The sequence below is a fragment of the Bradyrhizobium sp. CCGUVB14 genome (assembly GCF_024199935.1).
Taxonomy (GTDB): Bacteria; Pseudomonadota; Alphaproteobacteria; order Rhizobiales; family Xanthobacteraceae; genus Bradyrhizobium.
On sequence record NZ_JANADS010000001.1, the window covers coordinates 9,604,588 to 9,620,651 of the forward strand.

Annotated in this window: 13 protein-coding genes; 6 read left to right on the top strand and 7 right to left on the bottom strand. The window is 64.2% G+C overall.

Features of this window, described 5'->3' with window-relative positions:
* The first annotated feature begins 15 nt into the window (after positions 1 to 15).
* The 6 genes from NLM32_RS44965 to NLM32_RS44990 all read left to right on the top strand — a co-directional run bounded on the left by NLM32_RS44965 (position 16) and on the right by NLM32_RS44990 (position 7,328).
* Positions 16 to 1,566, top strand: a complete 1,551-nt coding sequence (locus NLM32_RS44965; protein ID WP_254135041.1) for an AMP-binding protein — start codon at positions 16 to 18, stop codon at positions 1,564 to 1,566.
* Between the two features lie 283 nt (positions 1,567 to 1,849).
* Positions 1,850 to 3,448 (top strand): ABC transporter substrate-binding protein, encoded by a 1,599-nt coding sequence (locus tag NLM32_RS44970; protein WP_254135042.1) that lies wholly within the window; start codon positions 1,850 to 1,852, stop codon positions 3,446 to 3,448.
* 39 nt (positions 3,449 to 3,487) lie between these two features.
* Complete coding sequence (locus NLM32_RS44975; protein ID WP_254135043.1) at positions 3,488 to 4,435, top strand: ABC transporter permease; 948 nt, start codon at positions 3,488 to 3,490, stop codon at positions 4,433 to 4,435.
* Between the two features lie 9 nt (positions 4,436 to 4,444).
* Positions 4,445 to 5,338 carry an ABC transporter permease gene (locus NLM32_RS44980; RefSeq protein ID WP_254135044.1) on the top strand — a complete coding sequence of 298 codons (894 nt, stop codon included), beginning with the start codon at positions 4,445 to 4,447 and terminating at the stop codon, positions 5,336 to 5,338.
* Positions 5,338 to 6,345 (top strand): ABC transporter ATP-binding protein, encoded by a 1,008-nt coding sequence (locus NLM32_RS44985; RefSeq protein WP_254135045.1) that lies wholly within the window; start codon positions 5,338 to 5,340, stop codon positions 6,343 to 6,345. The genes NLM32_RS44980 and NLM32_RS44985 overlap by 1 nt, the downstream gene beginning before the upstream one ends.
* The gene (locus NLM32_RS44990) at positions 6,342 to 7,328 is read left to right on the top strand and encodes an ABC transporter ATP-binding protein (RefSeq protein WP_254135046.1); all 987 of its coding nucleotides are present in this window, start codon (positions 6,342 to 6,344) and stop codon (positions 7,326 to 7,328) included. Before NLM32_RS44985 ends, NLM32_RS44990 begins: the two co-directional genes overlap by 4 nt.
* Here the strand turns inward: NLM32_RS44990 and NLM32_RS44995 are convergent.
* The 7 genes from NLM32_RS44995 to NLM32_RS45025 all read right to left on the bottom strand — a co-directional run bounded on the left by NLM32_RS44995 (position 7,300) and on the right by NLM32_RS45025 (position 16,059).
* Positions 7,300 to 8,106, bottom strand: a complete 807-nt coding sequence (locus tag NLM32_RS44995) for a hypothetical protein (RefSeq protein WP_254135047.1) — start codon at positions 8,104 to 8,106, stop codon at positions 7,300 to 7,302. The two genes, NLM32_RS44990 and NLM32_RS44995, sit on opposite strands and share 29 nt — an antisense overlap.
* 263 nt (positions 8,107 to 8,369) lie before the next feature.
* On the bottom strand, positions 8,370 to 10,367 hold the full coding sequence (locus tag NLM32_RS45000; protein ID WP_254135048.1) for an acetyl-CoA carboxylase biotin carboxylase subunit: 1,998 nt from the start codon (positions 10,365 to 10,367) through the stop codon (positions 8,370 to 8,372).
* The gene (locus NLM32_RS45005; RefSeq protein ID WP_254135049.1) at positions 10,364 to 11,980 is read right to left on the bottom strand and encodes an acyl-CoA carboxylase subunit beta; all 1,617 of its coding nucleotides are present in this window, start codon (positions 11,978 to 11,980) and stop codon (positions 10,364 to 10,366) included. Before NLM32_RS45005 ends, NLM32_RS45000 begins: the two co-directional genes overlap by 4 nt.
* A gap of 121 nt (positions 11,981 to 12,101) precedes the next feature.
* A complete protein-coding gene (locus tag NLM32_RS45010) occupies positions 12,102 to 12,968 on the bottom strand; it encodes a 3-keto-5-aminohexanoate cleavage protein (protein WP_254135050.1) in 867 nt (288 codons plus the stop codon).
* 196 nt (positions 12,969 to 13,164) lie between these two features.
* Complete coding sequence (locus NLM32_RS45015) at positions 13,165 to 13,965, bottom strand: AraC family transcriptional regulator (RefSeq protein WP_254135051.1); 801 nt, start codon at positions 13,963 to 13,965, stop codon at positions 13,165 to 13,167.
* Positions 13,966 to 14,239: 274 nt separating this feature from the next.
* Positions 14,240 to 14,896, bottom strand: coding sequence for a glutathione S-transferase family protein (locus NLM32_RS45020; RefSeq protein WP_254135052.1), 657 nt, complete (start codon positions 14,894 to 14,896; stop codon positions 14,240 to 14,242).
* Positions 14,893 to 16,059 (bottom strand): acyl-CoA dehydrogenase family protein, encoded by a 1,167-nt coding sequence (locus NLM32_RS45025; RefSeq protein ID WP_254135053.1) that lies wholly within the window; start codon positions 16,057 to 16,059, stop codon positions 14,893 to 14,895. The genes NLM32_RS45020 and NLM32_RS45025 overlap by 4 nt, the downstream gene beginning before the upstream one ends.
* Positions 16,060 to 16,064 lie beyond the last annotated feature (5 nt).

Sequence of the window (16,064 nt, forward strand, 5' to 3'; positions counted from 1 at the left end):
AATCCCGGAGGACTGATGTATCCAGGTCTGCACGCCCGTCTGCGTCCGTTGCAACCCGCCTTCATCATGGCGACGACGGGCGAGGCCGTCACCTATCGCGAGCTCGATGCACGCAGCAACCGGCTGGCGCACTTGTTTCGCAAGCACGGCTTGAGGCGGCTCGATCACTACTCGATCTTCATGGAGAACAATTCCCGCTATCTCGAAGCCTGCGGCGCGGGCGAACGGTCCGGCCTCTACTACACCTGCATCAACTCCTTCCTGACGCCCGGTGAGCTGGCCTATCTCCTCGTCAACAGCCAATCGAAGATCCTGATCACGTCAGTGGCGAAGCTGGACGTCGCGCGCGAAGCGATCCAGGCCTGCCCTGATATCAAGCTCTGCATCGTCGCCGATGGCCCCGGCGAGAGCGACCGCATCGTCGGGCTCGCGGATGTCACCGCCGATCTGCCGAAGACGCCGGTCGCGGATGAGTGGCTCGGCACCGCCATGCTCTATTCGTCCGGCACGACCGGACGGCCGAAGGGCATCATTCGGCCGCTGCCGGAAGAACCGCCGAAGCACAATCTGCCGCTGTTCGATTTCCTGCACAAGCTCTGGCATTACCGCGAGGGCATGATCTACCTGTCGCCCGCACCGCTCTATCACTCGGCACCACAAGCCGCGGTCAATCTGACGATCCGCCAGGGCGGCACCGTCGTCATCATGGAGACATTCGACCCGGAGCGTTACCTCCAGCTCGTCGAGCAGTGGGGCATCACCCACAGCCAGCTGGTGCCGACGATGTTTTCGCGCATGCTGAAGCTGCCCGAGAACGTTCGCACGCACTACGACCTCTCCTCGCTCGAGATCGCGATCCATGCGGCTGCGCCCTGCCCGGCGCTGGTCAAGGACGACATCATCAAATGGTGGGGGCCGATCATTCACGAATATTACGGCGCGACCGAAGGTCTCGGCTTCACTGCCTGCAACAGCGAGGAATGGCTGAGCCACCGCGGCACCGTCGGCAAGGTGCTGCTCGGCGACCTCCACATTCTCGACGAGGACATGCGGCCGTGCCCGACCGGAACGCCTGGCCAGGTCTGGTTCAAGACGGGATCGCCCTTCGAATATTTCAACGATCCCGAAAAGACCAAGGAGGCGCGCTCGGCCGATGGCAGCATGAGCACCGTCGGCGACGTCGGCTATGTCGACGACGACCGCTTCCTCTATCTCACCGACCGCGCCACCTTCATGATCATCTCCGGTGGCGTGAACATCTATCCGCAGGAATGCGAGAATTTGCTGATCACCCATCCGAAGGTCGCCGATGCCGCCGTGTTCGGCGTGCCCAATCCCGATCTCGGCGAGGAGGTGAAGGCCGTGGTGCAGCCGATGCCGGGCGTGAGGCCCGACGAAACGCTCGCCGAAGAGCTGATTGCCTTCTGCGGGGCGTCACTGTCGCGGCAGAAAGTGCCGCGCTCGGTCGATTTCGAGAAGGAGTTGCCGCGGCTGCCGACGGGGAAACTGTACAAGCGGCTGCTAAGGGACCGCTACTGGGGCAACAAGACGTCGAGGATCGTGTGAGAAGCTTGGGCAGTCTCGCGCCTCACTCTCGGTGTCGTCCCGGCCTAGTGCGCAATTGCGCACGGGGGGCCGGTGTTTGTTCGTGCAGTGCTGCACAACATCACGACGGAACCGCCCTTCGCACCTGCACTCTCACATTGTGAGATTATGAAACTCCTGCGGCGTTAAGTCATCCGAATTGCCAAGCCCGCTGAGCAGCTTCGCCCGTTGCCTCCCTCCGCGCGCGTCGGCTATCGTCGGATCAAACAGGCCGTAAACGGCTGATGTCCAGGGAGGACCGAGGATGCGGAGCGTGTGGGCGCTCGCCGCGACGGCGGCGCTATCTTTGCTGGCGTTTTCGACCAATGCCTTCGCCGGCGAGCCCAAACAGGGCGGAATCCTGCGGATGTATCACCGCGACAGCCCCGGCAACGCCTCGATCCATGAAGGCGCGACCTACTCGCTCAATGTTCCCTTCATGCCGGTCTTCAACAACCTCGTCATCTACAAGCAGGACGAGCCCCAGAACACGATGAACAACATCGTGCCGGAACTCGCCGAGAGCTGGGCCTGGGTCAACGACAACAAGACGCTGACCTTCAAGCTGCGCCAGGGCGTCAAATGGCACGACGGCAAGCCGTTCACCTCGGCGGACGTCAAATGCACCTTCGACATGCTGATGGGCAAGTCGCAGCAGAAGTTCCGGCAGAACCCGCGCAAGAGCTGGTACGACCAGGTCAACGATGTCTCGACCAATGGCGATCTCGAGGTCTCCTTCAATTTGAAGCGCCCGCAGCCGTCGCTGCTGGCGCTGCTCGCCTCCGGCTATACGCCGGTCTATCCCTGCCACGTCTCGCCCGGCGACATGCGCACGCATCCGATCGGCACGGGCCCGTTCAAATTCGTCGAGTTCAAGGCCAATGAATCGATCAAGCTGACGCGCAACACCGACTATTGGCGCAAGGGCCGGCCCTATCTCGATGGCATCGAGTTCACCATCATCCCGAACCGCTCGACCGCGATCCTCGCCTTCGTCGCCGGCAAGTTCGACATGACCTTCCCGACCGAGGTGAGCATTCCGCTGCTGAAAGACGTGAAGTCGCAGGCGCCGAACGCGATCTGCGAGGTCGAGCCGAACAACGTCGCGACCAACATCATCGTCAATTCATCGGCGCCGCCGTTCGACAACATCGACATCCGCAAGGCCATGGCGCTGTCGCTGGACCGCAAGGCGTTCATCTCGATCATGTTCGAGGGCCAGGGCGATGTCGGCGGCACCATGCTGCCGCCACCGAACGGTCTGTGGGGCATGCCGAAGGAGATGCTGGAGACCATTCCGGGGTACGGTCCCGACATCAACGCCAACCGCGAGGAAGCCCGGAAGCTGATGCAGAAAGCCGGCTACGGGCCGGACAAGCACCTCGCCGTCAAGGTCTCGACCCGCAACATCCCGGTCTACCGCGATCCGGCGGTGATCCTGATTGACCAGCTCAAGAGCATCTATATCGACGGCGAGCTCGACGTGGTCGAGACCGCGAACTGGTTCCCGAAGATCGCGCGCAAGGACTACATGCTCGGCCTCAACCTGACCGGCAATGCCGTCGACGATCCCGACCAGTCGTTCTACGAGAACTATTCCTGCGGCTCCGAGCGCAACTACACCAATTACTGCAACAAGGAGATCGAAAAGCTGTTCGACGTGCAGTCGCAGGAGACCGATATCGCCAAGCGCAAGAAGCTGGTGTGGGACATCGACAAGAAGTTGCAGGAGGACGTCGCCCGCCCGATCATCTTCCACGCGCGCACCGGCACCTGCTGGCAGCCCTATGTGAAGGGCGTGACTGTGATGACCAACAGCTCCTATAATGGGTACCGGTACGAAGATCTTTGGATGGACAAGTAGCGCGGCGAACGGGCGAGACAGCTCGGCGGGAGGGCGCGAATGTTTGCCTATCTGGTACGGCGCCTGTTCCTGATGCTCGTGACCCTGTTCGGGATCTCGGTCGTCATCTTCTTCCTGTTGCGCATCGTGCCCGGCAACATCGTCGACATCCTGTTCGCGGCGGCCGGTTATGTCGATCCCGCCGACAAGGCCAATCTGGAGAAGGAGCTCGGCATCGACCAGCCGCTGGTCGTGCAATACTGGCACTGGATCAGCGGTTTTCTGCGCGGCGACTTCGGCTACTCCTATGTGTCGGAGAAGCCGGCGCTGCAGGAGATTTTGCCGCGGATCCCGATCACCGCGCGGCTTGCCGGCCTCGCGCTGCTGTTCTCGGCTTCGATCGGCATTCCGCTCGGCGTCATCAGCGCGGTCAAGCAGGGGACGCGCCTCGATTACGCGCTGCGTGTGGTGAGCCTGAGCGGCTTGTCGTTGCCCTCATTCTGGCTCGGCCTGCTGATCCTCACCGCGGCCGTGGCGATGTTCGGCCAGATCCCGATCTTCAATCCCAACCCGGCGACATGGCTCGAGGCGTTCGCGACGTATGCCGTACCGGCCGCCGCGGTCGGCTTCCGCAGCGCCGCGCTGACCATGCGCATCACGCGCTCCTCGATGCTGGAAGTGCTGCGGCAGGATTATATCCGCACCGCGCGCGCCAAGGGCGCATCTGACGCCGCCGTGAATTATCACCACGCGCTGAAGAACGCGATCCTGCCCGTGATCACCGTGATCGGCATCGAGGCGGCGTTCCTGATCGGCGGCCTGATCGTCACGGAGACCGTGTTCAATATCCCGGGCGTCGCCCGCTTCCTGGTCGAGGCGATCCGCTGGCGGGATTATCCGATCGTGCAGAACCTCGTGATGCTGATTGCCGTCGTGGTGGTCACCGCGAACTTCATCGTCGACATGCTCTACGCCGTGTTCGATCCACGCATCAGATACACGGATTAGGAGATCAGCTTGGCCGCGATCGACTTCGACGTTGAACTGAGACGGGCCGGCGCCCACGCAACCGGCGGCTGGCGGCGCGTGCTGTTCCTGGCGCAGCGACACGTGCTGGGCGCGGCCGGGCTCGTGATCATGACGCTGTTCGTGCTGACGGCGATCTTCGCCGACTTCATCGCACGCTATGACCCGCTGAGCGTCGATTCCGCCCACGCGCTGATGCGGCCGAGCCTCGCGCACTGGATGGGCACGGATTCCTTCGGCCGCGACGTGTTCAGCCGCATCATCCACGGCGCGCGGATTTCGCTCGCGGTCGGAATCGGCTCGACCGCGCTCGGCGGCACGATCGGCGTCATCGTCGGCCTCACGTCCGGCTATCTCTCCGGCTGGGTCGACCTCGTGTTCCAGCGCGTTTCCGACATCCTGCAGGCGCTGCCGCTACTGGTGCTGGCCCTGATCATGACGGCGGCACTCGGCCCATCCCTGCCGAATGTCATCCTCGCCATTGCCATTCCGCTGATCCCGACCGTCTCGCGCGTCACCCGCGCCAACACGCTGGCGCTGCGCGAGCAGCCGTTCGTGGAAGCGGCGAAATCGATCGGCATGAGCGAGGTGCGTATCGCGCTGCGTCACGTGCTGCCGAACACGCTGGCGCCGCTGATCGTGCTCGCGACCGCCCAGCTCGGCTCGACCATCCTCACCGAAGCCTCGCTCTCCTTCCTCGGCCTCGGCATTCCCGAACCTTATCCGTCATGGGGCCGCATGCTCTCCGAGTCCGCCGCCGAATATGTCCGCACCGCGCCGTGGCTGGTGATCTTCCCGGGTATCGCGATCAGCCTCGCCGTGTTCGGCGCAAACCTGTTCGGTGACGCCCTGCGCGACATCCTCGATCCCCGGCAGCGCGGCTGATGGCTGACACCTCCGATCTCGTGCTCGACGTGAAGAACCTGAAGACGGTGTTCTTCACCAATTCCGGCCTGTTCAGGGCTGTCGACGATGTGTCGTTCACCGTGAGTCGCGGCGAGACACTGGCGATCGTCGGCGAATCCGGCTGCGGCAAGAGCGTCACCGCGCTCTCCCTGATGCGGCTGGTGCCCGACCCGCCGGGTCGCATCGTCGGCGGCACCGTCACGCTCGAAGGCACCGATCTTTTGGCGCTGAGCGAAGCGGAGATGCGCAAGATCCGCGGCAATCGCATCTCCATGATTTTTCAGGAGCCGATGACCTCGCTCAATCCGGTCATGCGGATCGGCGACCAGATCGTCGAAGCAGTGCGGCTGCATCGGAACCTGTCGACCAAGGAGGCACACAACATCGCGGTCGAGATGCTGCGGCTGGTGCGCATCCCCGAGCCGGCGCGGCGCGCGCGCGAATATCCGCACCAGCTCTCCGGCGGCATGCGCCAGCGGGCCATGATCGCGATGGCGCTGGCCTGCCGGCCGGCGCTGCTGATCGCGGACGAGCCGACCACCGCGCTCGACGTCACCATCCAGGCGCAGATCCTGGCGTTGATCCTCGATCTCCAGAAAGAGCTCGGCACCGGCCTCGTGCTGATCACGCATGACCTCGGCGTCGTTGCCCAAACCGCGCAGCGCGTGATCGTGATGTATGCGGGCCGGAAGGTCGAGGAGGCCAGTGTCGAGGCGCTGTTCGCCGCGCCAAAACATCCTTATACGCGCGGGCTGATGGCTTCGATTCCGGCGGTGCCCGCGTCCGGCATCGCGGCGCAAGAGCGGTTGAACGAAATTCCCGGCACCGTGCCATCGCTGGTGCGACTGCCGAAGGGCTGCGCTTTCGCGCCGCGCTGCAAGCTCGCAGTGAAGCGCTGCGAAGCCGAATATCCGCCGCTGACCGATTGGGGCGGCGGCCATCTCGCCGCCTGCTGGCGCGCGGCCGAAGTGGCGGAGGTGGCATGACCGAACGACTTCTCGAAGTCACCAACCTTAGGAAGTATTACCCGGTGCGCGCCGGCGTGCTGCGCCGACAGGTCGGCACCGTGCACTCGGTCGACGGCGTCTCGTTTTCGCTCGGCGCGGGCGAAACGCTGGGCCTCGTCGGCGAATCCGGCTGCGGCAAATCAACCGTGGCGCGCAGCGTGCTGCGGCTGGTCGAACCGACCTCGGGCCAGATCCGCCTGGACGGTGAGGACATCACGCACCTGTCCAAGACGGCGCTGCGCCGGCATCGCCGTTCGATGCAGATCGTATTTCAGGACCCGTTCGCCTCGCTCAACCCGCGCATGACGGCGGGCGATATCGTCGGCGAGCCGATCGCGGTCCACGGTCTCGCGACAGGCAAGGCACTGGAAGCGCGCGTCGCGAAGCTGTTTGAACAGGTGGGCCTCCGGCCCGACCAGATGCGCAACTTTCCGCATCAATTTTCAGGCGGACAGCGGCAACGCATCTGCATCGCACGGGCGCTGGCGCTGGAGCCGCGCCTGATCGTCTGCGACGAGCCCGTGTCCGCGCTCGACGTCTCGATCCAGGCGCAGGTGATCAACCTGCTGATCGATTTGCAGAAGCAGCACGGCTTCTCCTATCTCTTCATCGCGCACGACCTCGCCGTGGTCGCGCATATCAGCCACCGCGTGGCCGTGATGTATCTCGGCCGCATCGTCGAGATCGCCGACAAGGACGAACTGTTCCGCAACCCGCGCCATCCCTACACGCAGGCCCTGCTCGCCTCGGTGCCGATCGCCAACCCGCTGGCAAAAAAGCTCGCCCCGCTGGTCGACGGCGACGTGCCGAGCCCGGTCAATCCCCCGCCCGGCTGCGCATTTCACACACGCTGTCGGTTTGCGGTGGCGCGGTGCAAGACGGAGCGGCCGGTGCTGATGGACGCAGGCGACGGGCATCAGGTGGCGTGCCTGCTCAACGAGGGGACGGGACGGAGTCCGTAGGCCGCAACGCCCGGATCACCGGCCAGGCCGCCAGCGCGGCAGCCAGATGCTTCAGCGTATGGCCCGAGACGAGGTGCCCTGTCGCTTCGAAAATGGTCGCGTCGCCGAGCTCGAAAAGCTTGGCCAGCACGTAAAAGAAGATCACGCTGCCCAGCGGCACGCCAAGCGCCCCAGGCAGGGGCCGCGTCAACGCCAGTGCCACGGCAAGCGCCATGCCCCCGAACTGCACGACCACCCATGGCGTAAGGTTCTCGTATGCCACCCAGGCCGCGAGCAGGCCCGCGACCGTCACCAGCACGACCACCGCCTGACCGGCGCGCACGCTGATGCGCTCGCCTGTCGCGATGCCCAGAAAGCCCGCGAACGCCACCGCCATGCCGAGACGATCGGCCACGAGCCGCTCCGGCGCGTCGGGATCCAGATGATAGAAGCATGACCCCACGCAAGTGAGGATCAGTCCTATGAAGAACCAGCGTGCACCCACGGGCCCGTCACCGCGGGCGCGCAGCCGCACCAAGCCCCAGATGGCCATCGCCAGGAAGAGAAGATTGCTGAGCACGTCGCCGGCGTTGGGAACACCGAGCCAAGTGCGGGTGTCGACGAAATGCGGTGTGTGCCATGCGGAGGCTGGCAACGCCGGCGCCAATAGCGCCGCCAGCGCCAGGACAATGAGCGCGCCGATCAGATACTTTTCGCGAGCCTGCAGTGGCGCGAACGTGAAACGGGGGGACACTGACAGGAGCATGGCGTCGATCTCCGGGCGTGTGGTCATCAGCATACAACTTGCTGACCACCACGCGTAATTTGAACACCGTTCAATATCTATATTTCAGAAATGAACAATGTTCAATATATTTCGTCGGAGAGTACTCGCCGCTGGTGATGCTCGAGGCAATCCACGGCACGTTGGGACAACATCACATTGAGATTATTTTGATTTCCGAATTTTTGACCGCGGCGCCGTAGGGTGGCGGAGCGTGCCCACCGTTCGCGCCCAATCGCCCATGTTGGTGGGCACGGCGCTTTGCGCCTTTGCCCACCCTACGAGACCGCGCTCGCAGCGCCAGCCGCCCCGATCTCCGCCACGATCCGTCCCGTCGTCACCTGCTCGCCCTCGGCGACATCGATCGCGGCGACCACACCGTCGATGCCGGCCTTGTGGACGTGCTCCATCTTCATCGCTTCCAGCGTGATCACCGGTTGGCCGGCGGTAACGCGGTCACCCGGCCTGACGAAAACGGCGACGACGCGGCCGTTCATCGCGGCGCGGACTTTGCCGTCACCGCCATTGCTTGCTGCGGCCTTCGGCGCAGCGAGCGTGAGATCGGTGACCGCGAGCGGGATGCCGCGGTGCTGGACGTAGAGCCGGTCGCCGTCGCGCAGGAATTTTGAGCTGTCTGTCACGCCGTCATGGCGGAAGCGGATCGAGCCGGAATCGAGCTGGTCGATCTCGAATTTGTCCTGGCGACCGCCGGCGATGACGGTGAAGCTGCCATCGCGCTCGCGAGTGATTTCAAGTTCATGCGTGTGGCCCGCGATTTCGAGTTTGGCAGGTAGCGGGAACGTCGCCGACAAGCTCCGGCCACTCCGCCACGCCGGCGCGCGCGGATTGGTGACGTAGAGCAGCAGGCCTGCCAGCGCCGTATCGAACGCAGCATCCGCGCGCGGCGCCAACAGTTCGTCGCGATGCGCGCCGATGAACGCCGTCGTCGCCTCGCCCCTGGCAAAGCCGGGATGACGCAGGCACGACATCAGGAACGCCTGGTTGGTCGTCACGCCGAACGCCGTGAGTTGCTCAAGTCCGACGATCAGCCGCCCCCTCGCCTCCTCACGTGTCGCGCCATGGCTGATCACCTTGGCGATCATGGAATCGTAGAACGGCGGGATCTCAGAGCCCGATTGCAGCGCATGCTCGACACGGATGCCATCAGGCACCTGCCAGCGCGCCATGCGGCCAGACTGCGGCATGAAATCCTGCGCGGCGTCTTCCGAGCAGAGCCGCACCTCGACGGCATGACCGGAGAACTTGATGTCCTGCTGCTTCACCGGTAGCGGCTCGCCACGCGCGACACGCAATTGCAGCTCGACGAGATCGAGCCCGGTGATCGCCTCGGTCACGGGATGCTCGACCTGAAGACGCGTGTTCATCTCCATGAAATAGAACTCGCCGCCGGCATCGAGCAGGAACTCCAGCGTGCCGGCGCCCTCGTAGCGCAATGCATTCACGGCTGCGACGGCGACCTCGCCCATTTTCGCACGCAGTTCGGCCGTCACCGCCGGCGACGGCGCCTCCTCGATCAGCTTCTGGTGCCGGCGCTGCACCGAACAGTCGCGCTCGCCGAGATGGATGGCGTTGCCGTGGCTGTCGCCGAACACCTGGATCTCGATATGGCGGGGATTTTGAATTGCGCGTTCGAGAATCACGGTGGGATCGCCGAACGCCGCCTTCGCCTCCGACCGTGCGCTGCGCAGGGCATCGCCGAACGACGCGGCGTCGGTCACGAGCCGCATGCCGCGCCCACCGCCACCCGCGACGGCCTTGATCATGACGGGAAACCCGATCTTCTTGGCTTCCGCGAGCATGACCTCGTCGCCTTGGTCGGCACCCTGATAGCCGGGCACGCAAGGCACGCCGGCCTTCTTCATGATCTCCTTGGCGCCGGCCTTGTTGCCCATCGCCTCGATCGCCTGCGGCGACGGGCCGATGAAGACGAGACCAGCATCCTTGCAGGCTTGTGCAAAGTCTTCGTTCTCGGCGAGGAAGCCGTAGCCGGGGTGTACGGCATCGGCGCCGCTCGCCTTGGCGGCTGCGATGATGGCGGGGATGTTGAGGTAGGACTGCGCCGGCAGGGCTTCGCCGATCCGCACCGCCTGATCGGCCTGCTTCACGTGGAGCGCATCGCGATCGGCATCCGAATAGACCGCGACGACGCCAAGCCCAAGCTGCCGCGCGCTGCGCATCACACGCAGCGCGATCTCGCCGCGATTGGCGACCAGGACCTTGAAGAACGGCCGGTGCTGCACTGATCCGTTCCTCATGGCCGGGCCACCGAGAATTGCATGCGCTGTGGCGACCGCGAATCGCCTTCGCGGCAGATCGCCAGCACTTCGGAAAGGACCGCGCGCGTGTCGCGCGGATCGATCACGCCGTCGTCGAGCACGCGCGCGCTGGTCGAGAACACGTCCATCTGGCCGTCGAACACGCCGATGATCTGCGCCTTCATGGCATCGAGCTTCTCCTTCTCCACCGGCTTGCCGCGGCGCGCTGCGGCGGCCTCGGTCACGATCGCCATGGTCTCGGCGGCCTGCTCTCCGCCCATCACGGCGGTCTTGGCATTGGGCCATGAGAAACAGAAGCGCGGATGGAAGCCGCGCCCGCACATGCCGTAATTGCCGGCGCCGAACGAGGCGCCGCAATAGATGGTGATCTGCGGCACCGTCGCCGAGGTCACCGCCTGGATCATCTTGGAGCCGTGCTTGATCATGCCGGCTTCTTCATAGGCTTTGCCGACCATGTAGCCGGTGGTGTTGTTGAGATAGAGGATCGGCGTACGGGTCTGGCAGCAGGCCTGGATGAAATGCGTTGCCTTGTTGGCGCCGGCGGGATCGAGCGGACCGTTGTTGGTGATGATACCGATCGCCTGGCCTTCGACACGCGCATGGCCGCAGACGGTGGCCGGGCCATAATTCGGCGCCATCTCGGTGAAATCAGAGTCATCAACGATGCGCGCGATCACCTGCTTCATATCGACCGGGCGCTTGTGGTCCATCGGCATGATGCCGAGCAATTCGTCCTGGTCGTAGCGCGGCGGCTTGAATTCCGATGCCGCCCGGCCCGGCCGCTCCCATTCCAGCGCCGCCATGATCTCGCGCGCGATGCGCAGCGCGTCGCGATCGTCTTCGGCGAGATAGTCGCCGAGACCGGAGATTTGGGTGTGCATCTCGGCGCCACCAAGCTCTTCTTCCGTGGCGATCTCGCCGGTTGCGGCTTTCAGCAGCGGCGGCCCGGCGAGAAAGGCACGGGTGCGGCCGCGGACCATGACGATGTAGTCGGACAGCCCGGTCTGGTAAGCGCCACCCGCGGTGGACGAGCCATGCGTGACGGTGACGACCGGGAGACCCGCCGCCGAGAGCCGCGCGAGGTTGCGAAAGATGTTACCGCCGCGAACAAAGTCCTCGACACGGTAACGCAGCAGATTTGCACCGGCGCTTTCGACGAGCTGCACGTAAGGCAGCTTGTTCTCCAGTGCGAGCTCCTGAACGCGGATGGTCTTGTCGAGGCCATAAGGCTGCAGCGCACCGGCATCGATGCCGGCGTCGTTGGCGCTGACCATGCAGCGAATGCCCGAGACGAAGCCGATGCCGGCGATGACGCCGCCGCCCGGCACGCTCTTGCTCGCATCCGGCACGTCGAACATGTAGCCGGCGAGCGTCGACAGCTCGATGAAGGGCGCGCCGGGATCGAGCACCAGCGCAACGCGCTCGCGCGGCAGCAGCTGGCCGCGCTTGTGGAAGCGATCCTTGGCCGCAGCCGACGCCGCGCGCGTGCGCTCTTCCAGCCCACGCATGCGGTCGATCAGGCCGAGCATGCCGTCGCGGTTGGCATGGTAGGCGGCGCTGCCGGGGGAGATGGTGTTTTCGAGAATGGACATCAAAGCTCCTGCCCGTCATTCCGGGGCGCGCGGAGCGCGAGCCCAGAATCCATACTCCCGATCGTGGTTATGGATTCCGGGCCTGGCCCTTCGGGCCATCCCGGAATGACCGAGTGTGTAACTACCTGTTCGTCCCAAAGATCTTCCGCGCCTCGGCGGGGCTGGCGATGTCGCGGCCGGCGCGACGGGCGCAGGCGGCGATGGCCTCGATCAGCTGGCCGTTCGACGTCACCTTCTTGCCGTCGGCGAGATAGAACGCGTCCTCCAGACCGGTGCGTAAGTGACCGCCAAGCTCGGCGCAGCGCTGGTGCAGCGGCCAGATCTCCTCGCGACCGATCGCGGTGACCTGAAATTGCGCTTCGGGACGCTTCAGCTTGATCAGGATCGGCAGCAGCTCCGGGTCCGACGGCATCCCCGATGCGACACCCATGACGAGATTATATTCGAGCGGACCTTTGTACATGCCGACCTGGTGGTACATGCCGACGCAGCGAACGATGCCGACGTCAAAGCATTCGAACTCGGGGATGGTGCCGACCGCGTTCATGACGTCGAGATAGTCCTTCACCTTCTCGACCGCGTTGTCGAACATCATCGGCGGCCAGGCCCAGGTATTGTCGGCCTTCACCTTCAGGTAATTCAGCGAGCCGGCGTTGCAGGCGGCGATCTCCGGCCTGGTCTCGCGGATGCAATCGAGCGCGCCGCTGTAGTTGGGGCCAGACACACCCGAGGTGTGATTGATGATGACGCCGGGGCAGGCTTCGCGGATCGCCTGCTGGATCTCCTTGCTGACGGCGACCTCCCAGGACGGCAGATGACCCTTGTTCGGCGCCTGCTGGCGCAGATGGATGTGCATGATGGACGCGCCCGCATCGAATGCAGCCTTGGCCTCGCGCGCCATCTGCTCGGGCGTCACGGGCACGTTGTGCTGCTTCGGGTCGGTGAGCACGCCGTTCAGCGCGCAGGTGATGACGGCCTTGTCGCTCATACCACTGATGTCTCGCACGTTGAGAATTCAACGTGGGTGATCATGTGATGCAGGACATGCGGCTTCTTGCGCGGAGAAGCTGAAGAAACGGCAAGCTTTCGTAGGGTGGGCAAAGCGAAGCGTGCCCACCATCTTTGCCAATTGCCGAGAGGTCGTGGACACGGCGCTTTGCGCCTTTGCCCACCCTACGAGAGTGTCAACTCGCCTCCGCGAGCCTCACCGTCTCGCTGCTGCGATAGATCGCGAGGTCGCGCGAGCCGACGAAGATCGCGCGTGGCTTCAATCCGTAGAAGCGGCGGATCGAATGGCTGAAATGGGTGCTATCGGGATAGCCGATATCCTGCGCCAGATGAGCGAGGTTGAGATCCTGGTTGGCGAAGTGCAGCAGGTGCCGCGCACGCTTCCAGGCCCGGAAGGAGCGGAACGAGATGCCGGTCTCTTCCTTGAACAGATGCAGGAAGCGCGAGGCTGACAGACCAGCTTCGGCCGCGCAGGTGTCGGCGGTTACCGGTTCACCCGAGAAGCGCTCGATGCGGGCGACGGCGCGCGTGACGCGCGGGTCGAGCACACGGCGCGGCAGCGCCTCGCCAAAGCACATCTCGTCGAATTCGGCGGTGCTGATGTCGCCATAACGGCGCTGGCGCAGCAGCGCGTAGGCGGCGAGGATTTTTCGGGCATAGACCGCACGGTCCGGTCCCATCAGTCGCTGGGCCAAGGCCTCGATCACGCCGTCCGGCATGCTTTCGGGCTCGAGCGTCACGCTGATTGCAGTGCGGTAGTCGCTGGCGATGGAGTGCCGCTGGTTCGGCAGGGTGACGAACAGTTCGGCAGTGGCGAGAACGTCGTCGATGGTCAGATGCAGGCTGCCTTTCACGGCGACATAGACGTGGCAGCAACCTGGGGTCCGCTTGCGGGGCCTGCCGAGCAAGCCGGCATAAAACACCCGCTCCGGCGTGATCAGCATCAGATGGTCGGATTCGCGACCCGTGTCTTCCATTGGGTTCCTCCTCGCGCGGCTCTTTGGCCGCTGCGGACGGAGGTCACCTTAGCGGAAATTTGGGCGCTGTCACGGCGGGATAGCGCTGTCATGCCGCGCAAAAGATTACCATTCCGGGACGACGATCAGTCGCCCCGGAACTCTTCGTCGTCCCGGCGAAGGCCGGGACCCATACCGCGAGGTCTATCGATGCGGATGGCACTAATTCCGAATGACCAATCTTCGCGAAATTTCTCCCTGTGGTTATGGGTCCCGGCCTTCGCCGGGACGACCACTACGCCCGCACGCGCGGCGCAACATTCTGTTCAGTGCCGGCCTTCTGCTCCGCAGCTACCGCGCGCTTGAAGCCGTCGCGCTGCTGCAGGCGCGCCCAATAGGCTGCGACATTCGGCCCGAAATCCTTGGCAAGCCCGATACTCTCGGCAAGCCGGAGCGCGTAACCGATGACAATGTCAGCGGCGGTGAAGCGTCCCGCGCACAAGGTTTCGGCATTCGCTGTCGCTGCCTCGACGGCGCGGAGCCGACCCAGGAACCATTTGGCGTAGTCGGTGGCGACCTGCGGGTTGCGGCGCTCCTCCGGCTCGAGCTGCGTGTAACGAAGTACTAGCGTTTGCGGGAAGGTTAACGTGGCGTCGCTGAAATACATCCAGTTCAGGAAGGCGCCGTAGGCGGGATCCTCGGAGCGCAGCATCAGCGGCGTCGGACCGTATTTGACACCGAGATAGTGGCAGATGCCGGAGGACTCCGTCATCTTCGTCTCGCCATCGACCATAAAGGGAATCGTGCCGAGCGGATTGAGCGCGAGATATTCCTTGGCGAAGACGCGCGGCGGGAACGGCAGCATCTTCAGCTCATACGGCAGTCCCATCTCCTCGAGCATCCAGAGCGGACGAAACGAGCGCGCGGCGTCGCAATGATAGAGCGTGATCATGATGCCTTCCCCTTACTTCCCGGCAGTGTGCCCATCATCTTGCACAGGACCATCAGCATCACCTCGTCGGCGCCGCCGCCGATCGAGGTCAGGCGGCTGTCGCGATAGGCGCGGCTGACCGGCGTCTCGTTGGTAAAGCCCATTCCGCCCCAATATTGCAAGCAGGCGTCCGTGAGCTCGCGGCCGAGCCGGCCGGCTTTCAGCTTGGCCATGGTCGCAAGTTTGGTGACATCCTCGCCGGCGACCAGTTGCTCGGCGGCGCGATAGATCAGCGCGCGCAGCAGCTCGACCTCGGTCTGCATCTCCGCGAGCTTGAAGTGCACGATCTGGTTGTCGAGGATGCTCTGGCCGAAGGCTTTGCGGTTGCGGGTGTATTCAATGGTTTCGTTGATGATGTATTCGTGCGCCTTCAGGCAGGCCGCCGCGCCCCAGAGCCGCTCCTCCTGGAACTGGATCATCTGGTAGGTAAAGCCCTTGCCCTCCTCGCCGATCCGGTTGCGCTTGGGCACGCGGACATTGTCGAAGAAGATCTGCGCGGTGTCGGAGGAGCGCATGCCCATCTTGTCGAGTTTTCGCGCGACCGTGACACCCTTGGCCTTCATGGGCACGCAGATCAGCGATTTGTTGCGGTGAACCGGGCCGTCGCCGGTATTGGCCAGCAGGCAGATCCAGTCGGCCTGGGTGCCGTTGGTGATCCACATCTTGCCGCCGGTGATGAGGTAGTCGTCGCCGTCGGAACGCGCACTGGTCTTGATCGAGGCGACGTCCGAACCCGCGCCGGGCTCCGAGACGCCGATGCAGGCAACGTTGTCACCCGCGATCGAGGGCGCGAGATACTCGCGCCGCACCTCGTCCGAGCCGAATCGTGCCAGCGCCGGCGTCGCCATGTCGGTCTGCACCCCGATCGCCATCGGCACGCCGCCGCAGGTAATGGCGCCGAGCTCCTCCGCCATCATCAGCGCATAGGAATAGTCGAGGCCGGAGCCGCCGAACGCGACAGGCTTGTTCAGGCCGAGGAAGCCGAGGCTGCCCATCTTCTTGAACAGCTCGTGCGCCGGGAAGATGTCAGCCTTCTCCCATTCATCGACATGCGGATTGATCTCGTTGGCGATGAATTTTTGCAGGGAGCGACGGATCTCGTCGTGGTCGGCAGTGAACAGCATTTACT